The sequence below is a fragment of the Candidatus Nitronauta litoralis genome (assembly GCA_015698285.1).
Taxonomy (GTDB): Bacteria; Nitrospinota; Nitrospinia; order Nitrospinales; family Nitrospinaceae; genus Nitronauta; species Nitronauta litoralis.
The window spans coordinates 1665446-1685235 of record CP048685.1; the positions used below are offsets into that span (position 1 = coordinate 1665446).

Sequence of the window (19790 nt, forward strand, 5' to 3'; positions counted from 1 at the left end):
AGAAATGAGACATGGCAAAAAAATCATTAGTTTCAAAATCCCAGCGCAAACCCAAGTTTGAAGTGCGCGGATACAACCGTTGCCGGGTTTGCGGCAGGCCACGGGCGTTCCTGAGGAAATTCGGCATGTGCCGGATCTGTTTCAGAACACGCGCGTTGCAGGGTGAAATTCCCGGAGTTACCAAGGCTAGTTGGTAAGGTTCCGGTGGGTAGCTTTTTTGGGGCATTTGGTGGCCCTGGATTCAAAACAATGTTCGAGCTAAAGCCAATCGGCGGCGGAGTTGACTCCCGGTCCGGATGGCAGGAGAGACGATAGCTTATGATGACCGATCCCATAGCGGATATGTTTACCCGGATTCGTAATGCCCTTCAGGCTAAGCATCCCCGGGTTGATGTGCCTAAATCCAAGATCAAAGTCCGGATTGCCGAGATCCTGAAAGAAGAAGGGTTCATTCGTAATTTTCGTACTGTGGAGCAAGGTGCTCAGGGAATTCTGCGAATGCAATTGAAATACCAGGATGGCGAAGGGGCGATCCATGGGATCCGCAGAATCAGTAAACCCGGATTGCGGGTCTATGTTTCCACGGATGAAGTGCCTCGGGTGTTGAATGGTCTGGGTACGGCAATTTTATCGACGTCTCAAGGATTGGCAACCGATGTAGCCTGTCGCGAGAAACGCGTTGGCGGCGAGGTTTTGGGGTACGTCTGGTAGTCAGAAATTTGCGAAGCGCATAGGCGTTTCATTAACGGATTGTAATTATGTCACGTGTTGGTAAAAAACCAATTGATCTGCCCAAAGGGGTGGAATTCAATATGAGCGGTAACCTTTGTAAGATCAAAGGCCCTAAGGGTGAGCTCAAGCGGGATCTCCCTGCTAATATGACCCTTGAAACGGACGATGGTAAAATTGTGGTCAAGCGTCCGAGTGATGCCAGGCAGGACCGTGCTCTTCATGGGTTGACGCGTGCTCTGGTCAACAACATGGTGGTCGGGGTCAGTCAGGGTTTCATGAAGCAGCTCAATATTGTGGGTGTCGGTTACAAGGTAGAGCAAAAAGGAAAAAACCTGGTGTTGCATCTCGGGTTTTCACATTCGGTCGCTTTCCCGGCTCCAGAGGGAATCGAGTTTGAGGTGGACCCTAAGGCAAACACTATCAAGGTCAAAGGGATCGATAAAGAGAAGGTCGGGCAAACCTCGGCTGAAATCAGAAAACTGCGTCCACCGGAGCCTTACAAGGGCAAGGGCGTTATGTATGCTGACGAACGCATTCGCCGTAAAGCGGGTAAAGCGGCTGTCGGCGCCGGAAAATAACAGGCGGGAATATGGCAACTACAGAACGACGGCGATTGCGCCTGGCAAGAAAAATGCGGATCAAGAAAAAGATCCAGAACGAGAAGGGTCGGCCGCGGCTGACTGTTTTCCGTACCAGCAAACACATCTACGCCCAGATTGTAAGCGATCAGGAGCGCAAGACGCTGGTGATGGCTTCCACACAATCGAAGGAGCTCAAGGGCAAATTCGAGCATGGTGGAAACGTGGATGCGGCAAAACAGGTTGGCGAGCTGCTGGGCGACAAAGCGCAACAGGCAGGAATCAAGGAAGTGGTCTACGATCGAAACGGTTTTATTTACGCCGGGCGAGTCAAGGCGCTGGCGGATGCTGTCCGAAGCAAGGGCGTACAGTTCTAGCTTCGACTCTAAGGGAGACAACCATTGCAAGATAAGCGGGGTCAGGAAAAGCGTAGCCGGGATGGTCGGGATGCCCGGGATAAGGATTTTGTAGACAAGGTTGTTACGATCAAGCGTGTCGCCAAGGTGGTCAAAGGCGGGCGGCGGTTTAGTTTCAGTGCGCTGGTAGTCGTTGGCAACCGTGAAGGGCAAGTGGGCTGGGGTCTTGGTAAGGCTAACGAAGTGCCCGAAGCGATTCGCAAGGGTGTCGAGAAAGCGAAAAAGAACCAGATCAAGGTTTCCCTTGAAGGCACCACCATTCCACATGAGGTGATCGGCAAGTTTGGTTCCGGCGAGGTTTTGCTGAAACCTGCATCCCGTGGTACGGGGCTGATCGCAGGTGGGGCCGTTCGCGCGGTGCTTGAAGCGGTAGGGATCAAGGACATCCTGACTAAATGTCTTCGAACCAACAATCCCCATAATGTGGTCAAAGCCACCATTAACGGTCTAACGGTGTTGCGCGGACCAAAACAGTGCGGTCAGGTTCGTGGCAAGGAACTGGATTATCAGGCGACAGCCTAAGAGGCAGAAAACGATATGTTGAAACTTGAATCATTGAAAAGCCACCCTTCTCAGCAGAAGTCTCCCAAGCGTGTTGGTCGGGGAGTCGGTTCTGGCACAGGGAAAACCTGTGGCAAGGGTCAAAAGGGTCAGAAAAGCCGTTCCGGCGGCAACCCGCATCCATGGTTTGAAGGTGGGCAGATGCCTCTTCAACGCCGATTGCCAAAGCGGGGGTTCACCAATATTTTCCGGAAAGAATACGAGGTGATCAATCTCAAGCAGATCGCCGGTCTCAGCGTTGATGGGGCGATCACCCCTGACGTTCTGAAAGAAAAAGGTCTTGTTAAAAAGGCAACCGCAGTGAAGATTCTGGGTGAAGGCGATCTGACGTCCGGCGTGGAAATCCAGGCGCACAAGTTCAGTAAATCGGCGGTGGAGAAAATCGAAAAGTCCGGAGGAAAGGCTGTAGTCCTTTAGATGGCAGGAGCGGAAAGTTTCGCTAATATGTTTCGGGTTCCGGAGCTTAAGCGCCGGATCTTTTTTACCCTGGGCATGCTGGTGGTTTACCGGATCGGGGCGCATATCCCCACGCCGGGAATCGACGGGGTGGCTCTTGCGGAGTTGTTTGAGCAGGCGAAAAACACGATTCTGGGGTTTTTCGACATGTTCTCCGGAGGCGCGCTCAGCCGGTTGACGATTTTTGCGCTGGGCATCATGCCCTACATCACGTCTTCCATTATCCTCCAGTTGCTGACCATTGTGTCGCCGCACCTTGAGAGGTTGAAGAAGGAAGGCGAGCAGGGCCAGAAAAAAATAACGCAGTACACACGCTATGGCACCATCGGAATTGGACTGGTGCAAAGTTCAGGAATCGCCATCGCGCTTGAGGGAATGACCAGCCCGGGTGGTGCATCGGTTGTTATTGAACCCGGAATGGGGTTCCGGCTGATGACTATGTTGACGCTCACCTGTGGCACGGCATTTTTGATGTGGCTCGGTGAGCAGATCAACGAGTTTGGTGTTGGCAACGGCATCTCGCTGATTATCTTTACGGGTATCGTGTCGGGTGTTCCGGCGGCTATTTTACAGTCGATGGATCTGATGGGTACCGGAGAATTGTCTCTCCTCCTGGTTCTCATGCTGCTGGTTCTGATGGCAGCGGTTGTCGGTTTTATCGTGTTTACCGAAGGGGGACAACGGCGGATACCCATCCAGTATGCGAAACGGATGGTGGGTCGGCGCATGGTAGAGGGCAGCAGTCAGCATCTGCCGCTCAAGGTTAACACCGCTGGTGTTATACCGCCGATATTTGCGTCTTCACTCATCATGATGCCGGCATCTCTGGCATCTGTTTACCCGAATGAGTGGACGCAGACTTTTGCTGCCATGTTGACACCGGGTAACACGATTTACAGCCTGATTTTTTGCGGGGCGATCTTTTTCTTCTGTTACTTTTACACCTCGGTTATTTTTAATCCGGTGGATGTGGCGGATAACATGAAGAAAAACGGAGGGTTTGTTCCAGGGATTCGACCCGGTCCGAAAACATCGGACTACATCGACACGATACTGTCGAAGCTGACGTTTTACGGGGCGATTTACCTTTGTTTTGTCTGCATATTGCCGGATTATCTGATAAAATATGCGCAACTTCCGTTTTATTTCGGCGGAACCAGCCTGCTGATTGTCGTTGGCGTTTCCCTGGATACCATGCAGCAGATTGAATCCCATCTCGTAATGCGTAATTACGATGGTTTTATGAAAAAAGGGAAAATCCGCGGACGCCGTGGTTGAGGTCTCCCGGCGAGGCTAGGGTTCGTTGTCGTCGAGGTTGAACATGAAGTTGATCCTGTTGGGGCCTCCGGGTTCGGGAAAAGGGACACAATCGGGTATGCTCCGGGATAAATTTAATATCCCGCAGATTTCAACTGGAGACCTTCTCAGGAAGGCGGTCTCCAGTAAAACCGCGCTAGGTATTAAGGCGCGGGAATACATGGATAAGGGGCATCTGGTTCCGGATGAGCTTGTTCTGGACATGATCCGGGAGCGTTTGCAGCAAGAGGATTGTAAAAACGGTTATGTCCTCGACGGGTTCCCAAGGACTGTGGTGCAGGCAGAAAAGCTCGATGAAATGCTCGCTTCGGTTGGCGAGAAACTGGATGAAGTGATTGATCTTGAAGTTAACCCGGAAGAGATTCTGGTCCGGTTGACGGGGCGCAGAACCTGTCGAAGTTGTAACGCCATGTTTCACGAAACGCTGAAACCGGCAAAGCAGCCAGCTGTTTGTGATCATTGCGGCGGCGAGTTGTACCAGCGGGCCGATGATAACGAAGAGACGGTGATGAACCGGCTCAAGGAATACGAAAATAAAACGGCACCATTAAAAGAATTTTACAGAAAGCAGGGAAATTTGAAATCAGCAAAAGGGAGTGGCTCCATGGATGACATCTTTGATCGTATCTGCTCCCTGGTGTCCTGAGTATGTCTAAAGAAGAAGCCATTGAAGTGGAAGGTACCGTGCTCGAACCTCTGCCCAATGCAATGTTTCAGGTAGAGTTGGAAAACGGACACAAGGTACTGGCGCATATTTCCGGTAAGATGCGACTCCATTTCATTAAAATTCTACCGGGCGATAAGGTGAAGGTTCAGTTGTCACCGTATGATCTGACCCGGGGACGCATCACGTACCGTTACAAGTAAGAAGAGGCAAGCCATGAAAGTAAGAGCATCAGTAAAAAAGATTTGTAATAAATGCAAGGTGATCCGCCGCCGGGGCGTTGTGCGTGTGATCTGCGAAAACCCCAAGCATAAGCAACGCCAGGGATGACGCTTTGCGTCCACTGGCTAAAGCTGAGATGAACAGTTTAAAGGAGATTAATTAAAGTGGCCCGAATTGCAGGCATTGACATTCCCCGTGAAAAGCGGGCGTATATTTCCCTGACTTACATCTACGGGGTCGGGCGCACCCGCTCCGCGAAAATTCTGGGACAGGCTAATATCGATCTCTCCACACGGGTGAAAGACCTGACGGAAGATGAAGTGACCCGTATTCGCCAGATTATCGAAAAGGATTATGAGGTGGAAGGGGATCTCCGGCGAAACACGAACATGAATATGAAGCGTTTGATGGATATCGGTTGTTACCGGGGGTTGCGTCATCGCCGCGGTTTGCCGGCACGCGGCCAGCGTACGCATACGAACGCCCGCACACGCAAAGGTCCCCGCAAGACTGTGGGATCGAAAAAAGGTAAGTAACAACTTAGACCCGAAGGGATAATTGAGTTATGGCGGATAAAGGAAAAGCAGGAAAAAGCGGAAAGAAAAAAAGCAAAACAGCTCCCGAAACCGGAGTTGCTCATATTCGTGCGACCTTCAACAACACCATCGTGACCATCAGTGATTTGTCCGGGAATGTGGTGTCATGGTCCAGTGCGGGAGCACAGGGGTTCAAGGGATCGCGCAAGAGCACCCCGTTTGCAGCGCAGGTTGCGGCTGAAAAAGCTGCGGTAAAAGCAAAGGACATGGGCATGCGCAAACTTGAGGTCCATGTTAAAGGACCTGGTGCCGGTCGGGAATCCGCAATCCGGTCTTTGCAGGCATGCGGGATGGAGGTTTCTGTTATTCGAGATAAAACGCCAATTCCGCACAACGGTTGCCGACCACGAAAACGTCGGCGTGTATAAAGTTTTTCCCGGCGCTTGATCCCCAGGGGGATTTGGGAAGTTGTCGGGCAGAAGTCATCGGGTCCGGGTGGACTCGAAAAAAAAATTAAAGTCGAAACATTTATTTCTCAAGGGAGAGTAATTTTGGCCAGATATACCGGTTCTGTTTGCAGGCTGTGCCGCCGCGAGGGCATCAAGCTTTATCTTAAAAGCGAGCGGTGCGAGACTCCGAAATGCGCAATCGACAAGCGCCCGTATCCGCCAGGTCAACACGGCCAGGGCAGGAGTCGGAGCAAGCCGTCCGAATACGGTATTCAGCTCAGAGAAAAGCAGAAGGTGCGCCGTATCTATGGTGTGCTGGAAGGCCAGTTTCGTAAATATTTTAAAACTGCCGATCGCCGTAAAGGTGTTACCGGTGAGTTGCTGTTGCAACTTCTGGAAACACGGTTGGATAATGTGGTGTACCGGTTGGGTCTTGCCGGTTCACGCAATGCGGCCCGCCAACTGGTGAAGCATCGTTTCTTTACGGTTAATGGAAAGCGTGTCAATGTGCCTTCCTATATCGTGAAGAAAGGTGACACCATCGGGATGGCAAAAGGCAAGAGCGAAAAGGCTCCGATCAAAACTGCGGTTGAAGTCATCAAGGGAAAGACATTGCCTTCATGGCTGGCTTTCGACTCGGATAAAATCGAAGGTCTTATTCAGACGCTGCCGGCACGGGAAGACATCACCTTACCCATTCAGGAGCAGTTGATCGTCGAACTCTACTCAAGGTAATTAGCCCTCAAGCGGGCGCCAAATTTTGGAGCCCGACTCTTTAACGAATCAGGAAATACGACACACCACCACGCCTAGGAGACGCATCCATGATGCAGGGAATCGTTAAGCCAAAACGGCTTGATTTCGATAAAAAATCCCGAACCGATTTTTATGGGAAGTTCACTGCTGGACCTTTTGAAAGAGGTTACGGCATTACTGTAGGAAATTCATTAAGACGAATGTTGCTATCGTCCATCGAAGGATCAGCGGTTATTGGTGCCAAATTCGAGGGCATCTATCATGAGTTCTCCACTATTCCGGGTGTAATTGAGGATGTGAGCGAAATCATCCTCAATTTGAAACAGCTGCACCTCAAGATGGATGGGCAGGATGAGATTAAACGCCTCTACCTGAAAAAGAATGAGGCGGGAGAAGTGACTGGAAAGGATTTTAACTCTGATCCGGATGTGGTCATCATGAACCCGGATCATCATCTGGCCACACTGGATGCGACCGGCAACCTTGAAATGGAAGTCATCGTGACTCGTGGTCGCGGATATGTTCCGGCGGACCGGCATGATCTGGCCAACGAATCGGTACAGATGATTCCTGTCGATGCGTTGTTCTCCCCAATTCACAAAGTGAATTACCTTGTCGAGAAAACCCGCGTTGGCCAGTCTACTGATTTTGATCAATTGGTCATGGAAGTCTGGACCAGTGGAGCCATTTCACCGGAAGATGCGGTGGCCTACGCCGCCAAGATCGTGAAAGATCACATGCAGATCTTCATTAACTTTGATGAAGAGCCGGAACCGGCACAGCCGCAAGTGGACGAGAAAAAACAGAAAACGCTCACCAACCTGTCCAAAAGTGTTGAAGAGCTTGAATTGTCCGTACGTTCATACAACTGTCTCAAGAACGCGAATATCCAGACCATCGCCGAACTGGTACAGAAGGGTGATACGGAAATGCTCAAGACACGGAACTTTGGCCGTAAATCCTTGAACGAGATTAAAGAAATTCTGGAAGAAATGGGACTCGGACTCGGCATGAAGCTGGAGGAGGACGACCTCAAACAAATCTCAGCTCTGCGCAAGAAAAAGGAATTGGAGCCCGAGCCGGTGGAAAAACCCTGAATACTTTTCGGGACTCCATCCATTGTCAACCTGAACTTAAGTTGTAAACGCTATGCGACACCTAAAATCTGGCAGGACACTGGGCCGTACTTCAGCCCACCGCAAGGCACTGTTTCGTAATATGGTCACCTCGCTGATCTTCCACGAACGTATCACCACCACGCTGGCTAAAGCGAAGGAACTGCGCAGCCATGCTGAAAAAACAATCACGCTCGGAAAAAAGGGAACACTTCATGCGCGGCGCCAGGCATTGCGCGTGGTCAAATCCAAAGAGGCGTTCCAGAAATTATTCGGTCCGCTTTCCGAACGTTATGCCGAGCGGAATGGTGGGTACACGCGGATTCTGAAATTGGGGAACCGGCGCGGAGATGATGCTCCAATGGCGATCATTGAGCTGGTCGACCGCGAGGGCGATGCTCCTGTAGAAGAGCCGAAGAAGGGCAAGGGCAAAAAGGCTGAAACCAAAAAGTCGGAGCCAAAGAAAGCCGAAGCTAAAAAGAAGGAAGAAGAGGCACCGAAAAAAGCCGAGTCCAAAGCCAAAGCTAAAAAAGAAGAAGAGCCGAAGGAAGAAAAACCAAAGGCTGATAAAAAAGACGACGCTAAAGAATAAGCGTTCAGAAATAGTATCTAAAAAGCCTCCGGCCCCTCAAGGGTCGGAGGTTTTTTTTTGTTCAATTACCGTTGTTGGGCAGGACGGGTTGCCACTCCTGGTCTTTGGGTTCCGGCAGGGACGGATGGCGCTTTATGCGGTAGTTGGTGTTTTCCTTTATCCAGTCCAGCAGTTCATCATAAGACTTAAAATGCTCGGTGAATCCGTATTCATTTGCCGTGTATTCGCATGATTCAATGCTGTGTTCGCGGCAGATGTAGGGCCGGGTTTCGTAGATGCTGCACTGATTGTTTTCTGTCAGGAATTTGCAACGCGAATCGACCATGATGTACCAGCTGTTGCGCTCAATGTAGAAGGTAACTCCCTTGTGCGCGATTTGCCACAGCAGGGCTTCGTAATCCTTGCGCGACTCCGGTTCATCGATTTCAAATGCGAAGTAGGTGCAGCACTTCGCGGGCATACAGAACTGGCATTGATCCCAGGGTTGTTTTATTTTTGCAGGCATGATGTCTTCCTTGGATTTTTTGGGGTAGGTGATGCGAAGAACGAAATTACAATCGCTATGCTAGTCTGCTCCATCCACTTTGGCAAGTACCTAATCTAAAGAATTCAATCCATTGCACATAAAAATTTTTATGAGTTTAATTAATGGTTGCATCCCAAAGTGATTTCTATATGATTTGGAACGCCGAAAAATATTTTTACTAAGGGTTGGAAAATGAAAAAGGTCCTAATATTTCCAATATTTTTTATTTTGGTTCTCGCTCCAAAAGTATGGTCCAGCTCAAATGAGAAAATGGTTTGTGCTGCTTCGATAAAGCCTGTAGACGGCAATGTAAAAATAATCCAAAAGAACAAATGTGGCGTGCCACCAAAAGCATTGGAATATCTTGAACTCCAATTGGGTCTGAAAGGGAAAAATTTTTATGATCTTGGAGACGACTTATTTTTTTACCGAACAGAAATCCACCAATGGTTGAGCTCATTTCAAGAGTTGACAGAGAATATGGAAAGGGAAAAACCAGGTGGAGAGAAAGTTAATAAAATATTGGACTTGGTTAATAAGGGTGAGTTTAAGGATGCCCTGAAAAATATTGATGTACTAATATCAATGGCATCAAAAAATCCAAAAATACAATCTGTGCATATTTTTAATCGCGGAAAGATCTTGGAATTGGGGTTTAAACCAATAGATGCCTTAGTGGATTATAAAAGAGCATTTTTAAAAAATCCGGACTACTTCCCGAATTTCAAGGCCTTGGTTTCTCTTTTATTGGCTCAGAATAAATTTGCAGAGGCAGAAAATATTTTAAAGCAGGCGTTAATCGAGGGCAACTCTATAAAAGGGCTTTCCCCTATGGATATACACCTGCGACGATCTTTTGTATTGAACGTATTAGGAAACGTTTTTTTATCGACAAACCGTTTAAAGGAAGCGGAAGAGGTTTATTTGGAGGCGCAGCAGAGCTATAAAAAATTTTCAGGTCCGAATTTCTTTTTATTACAGCCCAATAAAAGCGCGACGATGAACAATCTGGGGGTATTGTACAAAGAAAAAAACCAACTTAAAAAAGCAGAAACATATTTTAAAAAGGTTATAAAGCTTAGGAAAAAAGAAGGTAATGAAGTTCAAGGGGGAGAGGGGCTGTCAACTGTGTCTGCCATGTTTAACCTTGGGGACGTTTACTTGAATACCTATAATTTGAAAAATGCTGAGGAAATGTTTTTAAGTGCTTGGGCTATTCAAGAGCATAGTTTCAAAAAAGATGTCCAAGTTTTCAGACATCATATTAAGGACACTCGAAGCCACCTAATTTATTATTATATTGTTTCCAACAGGTTCGGTGAGGCTGAAGCACTGGCCAAAAGATCTTTAAAGGAGTACCAAAAATTTGCGGAAAAGTATATTGAAGCCTATCAGCCTTATATTGCGTCAGTTAGGACGTCATTAGGGGCTGTTTATAAGGCCACCCATCGGCTTCAAGAAGCTGAAGAAATGATCACCAAAGGGTTGGAAACTTTCAAGGCCTTTGGGAAAAAGGATCCGGCCGCTTTTTCTGGTGCGGTGCCGCCTGTTGTTCTTGAGCTTGGAAAAATATTTGTGCAAACCCTGCGTTTCGAAAAAGGGGAAAAATATCTGGTTGAAGCTTTGAAATATTACCGGAGATTATCAAAAGCCAATCCAGATGTGTTTTTGCCCGGAATTGCCAGGACGCAACTCGAAATGGGAAGGAATTTTCAACTAACATTGAGATTTGAAAAAGCAGAAATTGCCTTTAATCAGTCTTATGAGATTTTCAATAAGCTTGCCAAGATTAATTTCCGGGTTTTTAAGCCATATGTGGCATCTGTAAAAAGTTTTCTGGCATCGATTTATTTAGAAACTCATAGATATGAAGAGGCAAGAGAATCTTTGGCTGAAGCTTTGGAAATTTTTAAGGAAAAAGCAAAAGTAAACCCTCAATTATTTTTGTTTCCTGTGGCGCATACACTAAATGGGATAGGAAAACTTTATCAAAGTGAGGAGAAGTACAAAGAAGGGAAGCAAGCGGTTGAGGAGAGTTTGAAAATTTTTGACATTTTAATAAGGAAAAATCCCAAAGCCTTTTTACCGGACAAGGCAAAGGCGCTTTTTTATTTCAGTAGCCTAGTTTACGCTGAGGCAAAATCCAAAAGAAGGGAAGCAAAATCAGTAAATATTGGATCCGTCAGCTTATTCCAAATGTTGAACCCGGGAAGCTATATGGGAGACCCAACCAATGCTATTAATTTTTCCCATGATTATATTGAAAAAATGCGAAAGTTAAGAATTGCTGAAAAGGCCAATTTGGAGTCGTTGGAAATTTTTAAAAAATATTCCAAAGCCAGCCCACAAGAATTCTTACCGTTAATTGCTAGAGGATTGATGGTAAAGGCCGCAATTCTTTTGGGTCTGTCGGCAGAAGAAAAACAAGGTCAGGAGTTTGCTGAAGAGGCATTGATTCTCAATAAAAAATTGGCAGAAACAAATCCAAAGGTATTTGGACATCAATTGGCTGACAACATGGAGGTGCTGGTTTATTTTGCTGTGGCAAATGAAAATTGGGAAAAGACAAACGCGTTATTAAGAAAAATATTGAGCATTAAAAGAACTCTTTGGCAGGTCAATCCGATGACTTTTGGTGATAGTCTGGCTAAAACCCTTTTGTTTATTGGTGGCGTTAATTTAAAACAAGGAATGGAAAGTGAAGAAATTTGTGAAGTGCTTGAGGAGGCCTATAAAGTTTCTAATAAAGAAAAATTGAAATATATCATTAATACTTTGCTTGAAGAAAAGTGTATAGTTTATTAATCCAAATCAATTTGTTTTGCTGGATCAAAGGAAGTTAATTCCAATGAAAATTTTTTGAATAAAAAATTTGGAATTTGTTGTCCTGAAACCCATTTTGCCTTCTAATGAAATTGAGGAGGCGGTGGGTGGATGATTGAAAAAATCCGGAATTATTTTGGGGCATCGGCGTTGGTGCTGGTGGTCACCAATATCCTTCCCTTTTTGTGCGTGGTGTTGTTCGACTGGCAGGTGTTTTTCCTGATCGCGTTGTACTGGATGGAAAACGTAGTCATCGGAGTCCTCAATATTTTCCGGTTTGTCACCATTCTGGTTCGCAACAAAGCCTGGGATGCCATTCTCATGATCCCGTTCTTCACAGTCCACTATGGGATGTTTACCGGGGTTCACGGGTTTTTTGTCATTGCCATGTTTGGCAAGGAGTTTCAAAATACGGGCGATGAATTGCTGATGGTGGTTCCTGCTATCCTCGAACAGCCGGGGATGAAGATCGCTGCTATCGGTTTTCTAGGCAGCCACCTCTTCAGCTATTTCTATCATTTTATTGGCAAGGAAGAATACCGAAAGGCGACGACTCAATCTCTGATGAGTGCGCCTTACAAAAGAGTGGTCATTCTCCATCTTACGATTTTGTTTGGAGGGTTTCTTGTTCTATCGACAGGTCAACATATTTTGGCGTTGGTCCTGATGGTGGTCATCAAAATTGTATTGGACCTGTTTGCTCATATAAAAGAACATACGCCAGATGAAATAAAAATAGAGGCCACGGGTTGAGATTTCCAAAACCGAGGTGCGAATTAAAATTTATTTTTTAGTAAGTTTTATGATTAATAGCCTGCGCAAACTTTTGTTTGGTCGTCAGCCGCTAAAGCCAGGCATGGACGGCATCGTCGCCATCGTGCAGGGTGTCGACAAATCCCTTTTCTCTCAGAACCTCAATATCCAGGACATGCCGGGTCACGATGACCAGTCCGAGATGGCTGTGCATATTGCGATTCCAGTAGCCAAGGGTCATCGACCGTTCCCGCACCCAGCTCAGAAACGGACTGCTCGGCGCCATCTCGCTACAGTAGGCAAAGCGACTCAAGGTTTTTTCGGCAGGGGGTTCGGTGAGATCAGGCGCTGCTGGTAAATCACCCATCAGGATAAACGTCCCTGCATCACGAGCCAGCTTTTTGTGACCAGCAGGTTCAGGGCCTGATAGCTCATCCAGATCGATCAGTTTTTGCCCAACGGTGATTTTTTCCCCGACGTGTGTTGCCCAGCCATCGTTATTACGTATTTCAATTTTCGGATCATGCAGGCGATTGCCTTTTTCATTCCTGGGAGTTTCCCAGATCAGAAACCAGCATGGATCCTGTTCCAGGGTCTGGCTGACGTGCCGGAGGAGGTCGGTGAATTTTTTATTTCGCTGTTCAAATTCGCCTTGCCACAGGAATGAATAGCGGTTGAGGCCGTCATCCTCCACCCGCGACAGCTCAATTTCATTGGAGATCTCATTGAATGCGTAAATTTGTTTATTCCAGGTGAGGGGCTCCTCCCGCCCTAAAACCATCATGTTGCCGACCTTTCGATAAAGGGTAACCAAGGGTGTCCTGAATAAGATGACAAAAGAGGGGTCGGGGATTTATGGAAATGCCTTGTTGAGAAAAGAGTTTTGGGATTTCCTCTCCTTGGTAAGTCCCGATCTGAATAATGAAAATGGGGGCGAATAATTTCCCCTCCTGATGAAGGAGGGGGTACAGGGGTGGTTGTTTTTAATATCCCTCCCCCCACTTAAAGGTCCAATGAATTTCCTGGAATGCAGATTTGATGGGTATTGCAAAGCTCTCTTAGTGGAAGAGGCGGGAGCGGCTGTTTTTGAATTCATTGCAATACGCTTAAGAACCGTTATTTGCGCAAAACAGGTTCACCCGTTGCCTCCACGGCGAGTGGCCGCAAGGTGGCGGTTAGGGCTTGCCACCGTGGTAGGACCAACCCGAGCCGACACCGAGATTGAGCACGGGGGTGTAGGTGGTTACCGTGGTTCCATCCTGCACCGCAGTCATGAGATCACCCGTGTTGGTGTCGTGGATCAGGAAATCCGCTTTGTTGATGCCATCGTAGTTCCCGACGTTGACCAGTTCCCATCCTGGGGACAACCCACCCGGAACGTAAAAACTCTGGAACACCAAGTCATCCATGACCAGCACACCGAGTGCTCCAGTGCTGTGCAGGATGAGGACATCTGACTTGCCATCGCCGTTGAAGTCGCCGGTGTCTATTTCCGACCAGCCGGTAGCCGGATCAAACGTGAAGATGGAAGTGGGACCCGTTGCCGTTGATCCATCCATTTCGATAACAGCCGATTCACCGGTGACCGTGTTGGAAATGAGAAGATCGGTTTTGTTGTCGCCGTTGAAATAGCCGGTGTCTTGCAGCGTCCAGTTACCCGCGACATCGATCGTTGTCGCTTCTTCAAAAGAAGAGAACGCCCCGTTTACCAGATAGACCAGTCCCGTGAACCCGCTCGGCGGATGGTAGATGATGATCTCCGCTTCACCATCACCGTCGAAGTCACCGACCCCGCGGGGTTCGACACCGATGACAGGATCAATCGTGAACACCACCGTGTCACTCAGTACCGACGTACCATCCAGCAGAACCGTTCGGTACTCGCCTGTGGTCGTGTTGTAGAGCAATAGGTCGGCTTTCTTATCGCCATTAAAATCCCCCGTCGCATTCACCGTCCAACCAGCAGCAGGATCGGCTTGCAACAGAAACCCTAAGTCTTCAAAAACAGAGTTTTCAATTAGTGCAGACACAAGAATACCGCTGGAATGTGTAGCAAGAATATCGGAACTTTCATTGTTATTAAAATCGTTGGTTAAGTTCGGGAGAACGGGATCAGACAACTTAAAGGCAATGATGTCAAAATCACCGTTAAATGATTGCAAGGAATTTTTTGTCAAAAAATCAGAAGATAATGTGGCCCCAGAAACATAAACATTTCCAGAGGAGTCTGCAGAGCAACCAATGGCATATTCAGAATTATTCCCACCAATATAGGTGGAATAAAGCACTGAAAAATCATTACTTCTCTCCCTCAATTTCATGACAAAAATATCATCTATTTCTGCAAAAGGTGCAATAGGATTTACCTGAATAAACCCATCGCCTACTGAGATACCCACCAAATAAATATTCTTATTAGAATCCCTGCATATACCGTAAGCAGCACCCCCGTTTACTCCACCCAAATATGTAGAAAATGCTAACTCTGGAACACCATTGGTTTCTTCCAGTTTAAAAAAAATACCGTCGTAGCCTGGATGATTCTCCTGAAGGGGGTTGACAGTATTAAAATCCTGGGATGCATAACCAGTTACAAATACATTATTAAAATTGTCTGCTGTGATACTCCAGGCCCTATCATCGCCTTTCCCACCAAGATACGTGGAGTAAACCAAGGAGGGAATATTATTTGTCTCTTCTAGTTTGAAGACAAACATATCATCTAATCCGTCTTCACTATCTCCTTCTATCTCATTTAACAGATCAAAATTAGTTGAGCCGGTTCTCCCAGCCACATAAACCTGGTTTAAGTTGTCCACGGCTAATTTTGAAGGAACATCAAGCCCACTACCACCCAATAAAGTCGAGTAAGCTAAATTAAAATTTCCATTTGTTTCCTGGATCTTTAAAACAAAAACATCAAACCCTCCTGAATGCGTTTTGATGGAATTTTTTGTATCAAAATCGCTGGAGCTAGTCCAACCTGTAATAAAAATATCTCCGAAATTTCCTATTTTAATATCTGAAGCGCCATCCCCTACGCTTCCACCTAAATAAGTTGAAAAAGCCAAAGACGGTATTTCATTTATTTCTTCAAGCTTTACAATAAAGGCATCCAAGCCTGTAGAATCGCCTTCGATTTCATTTACTAAGGGAAAGTTTGTCGATTCAGTAAAACCGGCAATATAAACATTTCCCAATGAATCCAAATCAATGCCATCCCCTCGATCATCCTGCAATCCACCTAGCAATACAGAATAGGCCAATGAAGGTATTCCATTTTGATGATGGATTTTAAAAAGAAATATTGTCCCCACATTTGTTCCGCCAGGAATTGAGCTTAAGGTAGGAAAATCCGGTGAGCTACTATTCCCCGTCACATAAATATTGTTGTTTTCATCTGCGGCAATGGACCAACTTAAATCCTTACCACTTCCTCCAAAATACGTGGAAAACCCCAGCACAGGATCGATTACCAAATTATGGTCGGGGTTATAGGAGGTGATGTGAAAGGCGACGCGGTTGTTTTGCTTTAGGATATACTCCCCTTTGACTGTTTCTCTTTTACCGTTGATGATCTGGTAAATGATTGGGGCGTGTTGGACAACATCACCAACATTTGTTTGAAGAACGAGGTTGCCTTGATCGTCGAGTGATACTTTGTCTGCGCCACTGAATTTCAATTCAATGTTGTTAGGATTGGCTCCGGGCTTGACGATGAAATCGTATTCGAGTTTGTTCTGATTGCCGTAGTAAACAAGATCAATCCCTTCGTAAACGTCCTCGTAATGCACCTTTTTGTAATTTGCGACACCCTGCCGCCACTTCGATTGATCGTTGCCAATAAAATAATTGCTGGTGCTCGCCAGCTTCTCTTCGCCTTTGATCACTGCCTTATCGTTTGCGCCGACCACCTGCATGCGCACCACTGCCCGCTCCATCTTCGGTGGATTTTCCAATGACGCCAAACGGTTTAGTGGGTCCGATTTTCGACTTACGTTCGTTGCCGTGGTTTTGTCTTCAACGGCTTTAGATAAGACCATCACCGATTCGGTAGGTGTCAGATAAAAATTGTAGCCGCGTCCGCGCGACAAAAACTTCACTTGATCTGATACCTGGCCTTCGTTCTTCTCAAACAACAACGGCATCCGGCCGAAACTCTTGTCGACCTGCATGCGCGTTTTCGCATCGACTTCTCCCTTTTTCGGGATCGCCCTTGAAGGATCACGATAGGGCGCAAGGTCGATCACTTTGCCCGGTGACTTCAACCCCAGCTCAAGGGCATCTTTTAAATCAAGCCTGTTTGAATTATTCGGGGACGCAATAGAGAAGGTGGCAATACATAAAATAGAAACGGTCAGCGTCAGTTTCAGCAAGTGCGAACGCAACATGGGATTTCTCCGAAATATAATATTTTATGATTTTCGGAAATCATATTAACACTATGCGGATATTTGTTAAAGAGCGAACGGGTAGGTGGCGGGGGATTAAAAATATTATGTTAGGGGAGGGTTGTTTTAAAAACTTTTAATCAAAAGCAAAGGCGAGATTCTTCTTCGCCTAAAGGCTCATCAGAATGACATAAGGGGGTGTTTGAATTTTTAAAGATAGTTTTGAATGGGAAGGAACAAAAGTTTTCTGTGGGCCGTGCGCCAAGCACACGTTAGCCCCCCCCCCCAGCAAGAGACCTTTGCATAACTATATAATGTGGGCAGAATCATTTGTTCAAGAGCGGGTATTTACGTTCTTGAATCCCCTCCTTAAAAAAGGAGGGGATACAGGGGAGGTTGTAAACATGACCCCTCCCATACCCTCCCCTTTCAAGGGGAGGGAAATAAATGGCTATCAAAAGATTACTGTTAAATTGAATTTTTTGGGTTATGCAAAGCTCTCCCCCAGCAAGGGGGTTGTTCGTTGCCTCCACGGCGAGTGGCGCAAGGAGTTATTTGACGACCAGGTAAAACATCTTGCCGCGTTTCATGAAGCGTCCGGCCTGGGCGCCGGCTTTTTCTCCGATACCAAAATAGAGATCGGCGCGGCCGCGGCCTTTGATGGCCGACCCGGTATCCTGGTCGAGCACGAAGCGGGAGAAGGGTTGCCAGTCGACGATCTTGTTGCTGGAGTTGAGGATGGGTTTGTCTGCGGTGATGAAGACGAGTCCGCCGCCAGGATAAAGAGTCTTGTCGGTAGCGATGGCGCGTCCGCCGATCAGTTCGGCACCGGTGGAACCGCGCGGACCGTTGCCGCCCATGCCAAAGAAGATATAGCGTTCGTTTTTAAATAAATATTTTGGAATGTCTTCGGGATGTTCGCGAAAATAGCGTTTGATACCCTGCATCGAACCTTGGCCTGTCGTGATGATGCCTTCGTTGATCATCATCCTGCCGACACTTTTATAAGGTCGCTCGTTCGATCCCATGTATTGCACCGCTTCCAGTTGACCATCTTCAAACTGCAGGAATCCGGAGCCCTGGATGTGAAGGAAGTATCCTTCCATCTGGTCCTTGAGCCACGCGACCTCAAGGTTTTTATCAGCCAGCACTTCGCGTCCGTCGATCGCCTCACGCGTCAGCTCCAACGGGCGGGTGGATGCTACCAGATGAAAACCGTAATCTCTTTGCGAATGGATGGCCCGTTTGTAAGAGGCTTCCATTGATTCACCACCACTCGGTTTGCGATAGAGCGGATAATGGTATTCATCACTCCAGGTACGGCTGGCCGGGATCACCGGTGTGTAATACCCGGTGAATAACACGCGGTGGTGTTGACCGGTTCCGACCGGCACAACATAAAACCGTTCCCTGATTTCCTGACTGAATTCCTCCGGAGACAGTTCCGCATCCAGAAGATTTTCGAATTCAACGAGCGTGTCGTACAGCCTGGCCTGCGTCACCATTAAATCGCCTAAACGGACTTGTTCAAGGGGCGCTTTGCCTTCAAGAATATAAAGCTGACGCCGTATGGATTCCCTTAAAGACTCCTGGTCGAGATCATCCAGGAACGATTGTGGCAGCTCGGCAGCTGGAACATCCAGCGGCGGATATAAGGCATGGTGCGGGTAGATTTTCCGGGTATTGAGCGGATCTTTTTTTTCTGCCTTTGGCGGAGCCGGAGACCGGGTCGGTGTTTTGTAGAGTGGTGCCTTGGGAAGGCTGGCCACTTGTTCGGGTTGGGTTTTGTTTTTTAAATTGGAAAGCAACCCCATGTTTGCTTCCACAGTTTCCGGTGCCTGTTGGGTTTTCGTTCTTTCGGGCGCCGGGCGCGGATAGCGCACCTGTTTTTCAGCAGCAGGGGGTTCGATAACCTCGACCCGTTCCTGTTGTGATTCCGGTTTATCCCAGACGCTTTCATCACCGGCGCCCATTTCCATGGTTGCGCAGGAACTCAACAGCAGGAAAAAGGAAACAGCAAAAATTTGTGGAGGCAGGGAAAGTTGTGTATTTCGATGGTCATTAATTGATGGAGTCATAAGAGGGGTTGCTCACTTGCGAGGAGATCAGTAGGTGGAATTTTGCGATGCGCTCATTGGAAATTTTGTTCCTCAAACAGTTTGCCTGTAAACCCTTCGTAAAAAAGTCAGGTGATGGCTTCGGCAATTGCTTCGTTGGCCAGTTGATCTGCCCGTTCATTTTCCGGATGTCCCGAGTGCCCACGGACCCAGTGCCAGGAAATTTGATGGAGCTTGTTCAGGCGATCCAGCTTTTGCCACAGTTCCTTATTCTTAACGGGTTGACGTGACGCATTCACCCAGTTTTTTCTGATCCAGCCTGGCAGCCATTCTGTAATTCCCTTGACCAGGTATTGGGAGTCTGTGGTCAGATCAACTTCGCTTGGTTCCTTCAGGTCTTCGAGGGCGACAATTGCCGCTGTTAGTTCCATGATATTATTCGTGGTATTGGGTTCCGCTCCCTTGAGCTCACGGGTCTGGCCGTTTTGGCGGATCAAACACCCGTAACCCCCGGGACCCGGGTTTCCCTTGCAGGCACCGTCGGTAAAAATTTCAATTTTTTCAGCTGGAGTTGTCATTTTTTAAAAAGGAGAGATCCTGTAATACATTGTTTTCAATAAACAAACAGGCACATCATAGCATATTCTGCAGTCCGCTCTAAAAATATTTTTAGTCCAAAATGCGGGTTTTCCGGTTAATAATCGAACTCCGGTTAAGAAGAGTCGAGGAGGAAGCGGGTCAGAAAAAATCGAATTAATAGAGGACTTCTGTCAAAACTGGTAAAATCCCTCGAATCCTTTTTTTACCTGGAGACTTCTTATATAGAAGAAGGTATTTTCCAACCAA

The 19790-nt window shown here is 47.3% G+C and carries 22 protein-coding genes; 17 read left to right on the forward strand and 5 right to left on the reverse strand.

Translation table 11 applies throughout. The features are described 5' to 3' along the window. Positions 1 to 11 precede the first annotated feature (11 nt). The 15 genes from G3M70_07655 (at position 12) to rplQ (ending at position 8394) form a co-directional block, all read left to right on the forward strand. Positions 12 to 197, forward strand: a complete 186-nt coding sequence (locus tag G3M70_07655; protein QPJ61762.1) for a type Z 30S ribosomal protein S14 — start codon at positions 12 to 14, stop codon at positions 195 to 197. A 121-nt stretch (positions 198 to 318) separates the two neighbouring features. Then, positions 319 to 711, forward strand: coding sequence for a 30S ribosomal protein S8 (rpsH, locus tag G3M70_07660; protein ID QPJ61763.1), 393 nt, complete (start codon positions 319 to 321; stop codon positions 709 to 711). Positions 712 to 758: 47 nt separating this feature from the next. Beyond that, the gene (gene rplF, locus G3M70_07665) at positions 759 to 1310 is read left to right on the forward strand and encodes a 50S ribosomal protein L6 (protein ID QPJ61764.1); all 552 of its coding nucleotides are present in this window, start codon (positions 759 to 761) and stop codon (positions 1308 to 1310) included. 11 nt (positions 1311 to 1321) lie between these two features. Then, on the forward strand, positions 1322 to 1687 hold the full coding sequence (locus G3M70_07670; protein QPJ61765.1) for a 50S ribosomal protein L18: 366 nt from the start codon (positions 1322 to 1324) through the stop codon (positions 1685 to 1687). 24 nt (positions 1688 to 1711) lie between these two features. Further along, positions 1712 to 2248, forward strand: a complete 537-nt coding sequence (gene rpsE, locus G3M70_07675) for a 30S ribosomal protein S5 (GenBank protein ID QPJ61766.1) — start codon at positions 1712 to 1714, stop codon at positions 2246 to 2248. A gap of 15 nt (positions 2249 to 2263) precedes the next feature. Next, complete coding sequence (gene rplO, locus G3M70_07680; GenBank protein QPJ61767.1) at positions 2264 to 2704, forward strand: 50S ribosomal protein L15; 441 nt, start codon at positions 2264 to 2266, stop codon at positions 2702 to 2704. Beyond that, complete coding sequence (gene secY / locus G3M70_07685) at positions 2705 to 4021, forward strand: preprotein translocase subunit SecY (GenBank protein QPJ61768.1); 1317 nt, start codon at positions 2705 to 2707, stop codon at positions 4019 to 4021. A gap of 43 nt (positions 4022 to 4064) precedes the next feature. Continuing rightward, entirely contained in the window at positions 4065 to 4706 is a 642-nt protein-coding gene (locus G3M70_07690) for an adenylate kinase (protein QPJ61769.1), read from the forward strand. 2 nt (positions 4707 to 4708) lie between these two features. After that, a complete protein-coding gene (infA, locus tag G3M70_07695) occupies positions 4709 to 4927 on the forward strand; it encodes a translation initiation factor IF-1 (protein ID QPJ61770.1) in 219 nt (72 codons plus the stop codon). Between the two features lie 13 nt (positions 4928 to 4940). After that, the gene (gene rpmJ, locus G3M70_07700; protein QPJ61771.1) at positions 4941 to 5054 is read left to right on the forward strand and encodes a 50S ribosomal protein L36; all 114 of its coding nucleotides are present in this window, start codon (positions 4941 to 4943) and stop codon (positions 5052 to 5054) included. Between the two features lie 56 nt (positions 5055 to 5110). Further along, positions 5111 to 5482: a 30S ribosomal protein S13 gene (rpsM, locus tag G3M70_07705; GenBank protein ID QPJ61772.1), complete on the forward strand. Its 372-nt coding sequence runs from the start codon at positions 5111 to 5113 to the stop codon at positions 5480 to 5482. A 29-nt stretch (positions 5483 to 5511) separates the two neighbouring features. Continuing rightward, a complete protein-coding gene (rpsK, locus tag G3M70_07710) occupies positions 5512 to 5910 on the forward strand; it encodes a 30S ribosomal protein S11 (protein QPJ61773.1) in 399 nt (132 codons plus the stop codon). Positions 5911 to 6033: 123 nt separating this feature from the next. Next, positions 6034 to 6666 carry a 30S ribosomal protein S4 gene (gene rpsD, locus G3M70_07715; GenBank protein ID QPJ61774.1) on the forward strand — a complete coding sequence of 211 codons (633 nt, stop codon included), beginning with the start codon at positions 6034 to 6036 and terminating at the stop codon, positions 6664 to 6666. Between the two features lie 89 nt (positions 6667 to 6755). Beyond that, positions 6756 to 7784: a DNA-directed RNA polymerase subunit alpha gene (locus tag G3M70_07720; GenBank protein ID QPJ61775.1), complete on the forward strand. Its 1029-nt coding sequence runs from the start codon at positions 6756 to 6758 to the stop codon at positions 7782 to 7784. A gap of 52 nt (positions 7785 to 7836) precedes the next feature. Then, a complete protein-coding gene (gene rplQ / locus G3M70_07725) occupies positions 7837 to 8394 on the forward strand; it encodes a 50S ribosomal protein L17 (GenBank protein QPJ61776.1) in 558 nt (185 codons plus the stop codon). Positions 8395 to 8455: 61 nt separating this feature from the next. On the opposite strand, the gene G3M70_07730 is transcribed toward rplQ, so the two are convergent. Beyond that, on the reverse strand, positions 8456 to 8899 hold the full coding sequence (locus G3M70_07730) for a YkgJ family cysteine cluster protein (protein QPJ61777.1): 444 nt from the start codon (positions 8897 to 8899) through the stop codon (positions 8456 to 8458). Positions 8900 to 9112: 213 nt separating this feature from the next. Between G3M70_07730 and G3M70_07735 the strand changes: the two genes are divergently transcribed. Both G3M70_07735 and G3M70_07740 read left to right on the forward strand, forming a co-directional pair. Then, complete coding sequence (locus G3M70_07735) at positions 9113 to 11725, forward strand: tetratricopeptide repeat protein (protein ID QPJ61778.1); 2613 nt, start codon at positions 9113 to 9115, stop codon at positions 11723 to 11725. A 129-nt stretch (positions 11726 to 11854) separates the two neighbouring features. Continuing rightward, positions 11855 to 12496, forward strand: coding sequence for a hypothetical protein (locus G3M70_07740; GenBank protein QPJ61779.1), 642 nt, complete (start codon positions 11855 to 11857; stop codon positions 12494 to 12496). 91 nt (positions 12497 to 12587) lie between these two features. Here the strand turns inward: G3M70_07740 and G3M70_07745 are convergent, their stop codons facing one another. The 4 genes from G3M70_07745 to rnhA form a co-directional block, all read right to left on the reverse strand. After that, positions 12588 to 13280: a hypothetical protein gene (locus G3M70_07745; GenBank protein QPJ61780.1), complete on the reverse strand. Its 693-nt coding sequence runs from the start codon at positions 13278 to 13280 to the stop codon at positions 12588 to 12590. A gap of 391 nt (positions 13281 to 13671) precedes the next feature. Next, entirely contained in the window at positions 13672 to 16887 is a 3216-nt protein-coding gene (locus tag G3M70_07750; protein ID QPJ61781.1) for a hypothetical protein, read from the reverse strand. A 551-nt stretch (positions 16888 to 17438) separates the two neighbouring features. After that, positions 17439 to 18965, reverse strand: coding sequence for a hypothetical protein (locus G3M70_07755; protein ID QPJ61782.1), 1527 nt, complete (start codon positions 18963 to 18965; stop codon positions 17439 to 17441). Positions 18966 to 19072: 107 nt separating this feature from the next. Next, positions 19073 to 19522, reverse strand: a complete 450-nt coding sequence (gene rnhA / locus G3M70_07760; GenBank protein QPJ61783.1) for a ribonuclease HI — start codon at positions 19520 to 19522, stop codon at positions 19073 to 19075. Between the last annotated feature and the right edge of the window lie 268 nt (positions 19523 to 19790).

Excerpts from the sequence above, each read along its gene's own strand:
- rpsK (QPJ61773.1), top strand. The coding sequence starts at position 5,512 with ATGGCGGATAAAGGAAAAGCAGGAAAAAGCGGAAAGAAAAAAAGCAAA.
- G3M70_07750 (QPJ61781.1), bottom strand. The coding sequence starts at position 16,887 with ATGTTGCGTTCGCACTTGCTGAAACTGACGCTGACCGTTTCTATTTTA.
- G3M70_07735 (QPJ61778.1), top strand. The coding sequence starts at position 9,113 with ATGAAAAAGGTCCTAATATTTCCAATATTTTTTATTTTGGTTCTCGCT.
- rplQ (QPJ61776.1), top strand. The coding sequence starts at position 7,837 with ATGCGACACCTAAAATCTGGCAGGACACTGGGCCGTACTTCAGCCCAC.
- secY (QPJ61768.1), top strand. The coding sequence starts at position 2,705 with ATGGCAGGAGCGGAAAGTTTCGCTAATATGTTTCGGGTTCCGGAGCTT.
- rplF (QPJ61764.1), top strand. The coding sequence starts at position 759 with ATGTCACGTGTTGGTAAAAAACCAATTGATCTGCCCAAAGGGGTGGAA.
- G3M70_07690 (QPJ61769.1), top strand. The coding sequence starts at position 4,065 with ATGAAGTTGATCCTGTTGGGGCCTCCGGGTTCGGGAAAAGGGACACAA.
- rnhA (QPJ61783.1), bottom strand. The coding sequence starts at position 19,522 with ATGACAACTCCAGCTGAAAAAATTGAAATTTTTACCGACGGTGCCTGC.
- G3M70_07755 (QPJ61782.1), bottom strand. The coding sequence starts at position 18,965 with ATGACTCCATCAATTAATGACCATCGAAATACACAACTTTCCCTGCCT.
- G3M70_07720 (QPJ61775.1), top strand. The coding sequence starts at position 6,756 with ATGATGCAGGGAATCGTTAAGCCAAAACGGCTTGATTTCGATAAAAAA.
- G3M70_07655 (QPJ61762.1), top strand. The coding sequence starts at position 12 with ATGGCAAAAAAATCATTAGTTTCAAAATCCCAGCGCAAACCCAAGTTT.
- G3M70_07745 (QPJ61780.1), bottom strand. The coding sequence starts at position 13,280 with ATGATGGTTTTAGGGCGGGAGGAGCCCCTCACCTGGAATAAACAAATT.
- rpsH (QPJ61763.1), top strand. The coding sequence starts at position 319 with ATGATGACCGATCCCATAGCGGATATGTTTACCCGGATTCGTAATGCC.
- G3M70_07740 (QPJ61779.1), top strand. The coding sequence starts at position 11,855 with ATGATTGAAAAAATCCGGAATTATTTTGGGGCATCGGCGTTGGTGCTG.
- rplO (QPJ61767.1), top strand. The coding sequence starts at position 2,264 with ATGTTGAAACTTGAATCATTGAAAAGCCACCCTTCTCAGCAGAAGTCT.
- G3M70_07670 (QPJ61765.1), top strand. The coding sequence starts at position 1,322 with ATGGCAACTACAGAACGACGGCGATTGCGCCTGGCAAGAAAAATGCGG.
- infA (QPJ61770.1), top strand. The coding sequence starts at position 4,709 with ATGTCTAAAGAAGAAGCCATTGAAGTGGAAGGTACCGTGCTCGAACCT.
- G3M70_07730 (QPJ61777.1), bottom strand. The coding sequence starts at position 8,899 with ATGCCTGCAAAAATAAAACAACCCTGGGATCAATGCCAGTTCTGTATG.
- rpmJ (QPJ61771.1), top strand. The coding sequence starts at position 4,941 with ATGAAAGTAAGAGCATCAGTAAAAAAGATTTGTAATAAATGCAAGGTG.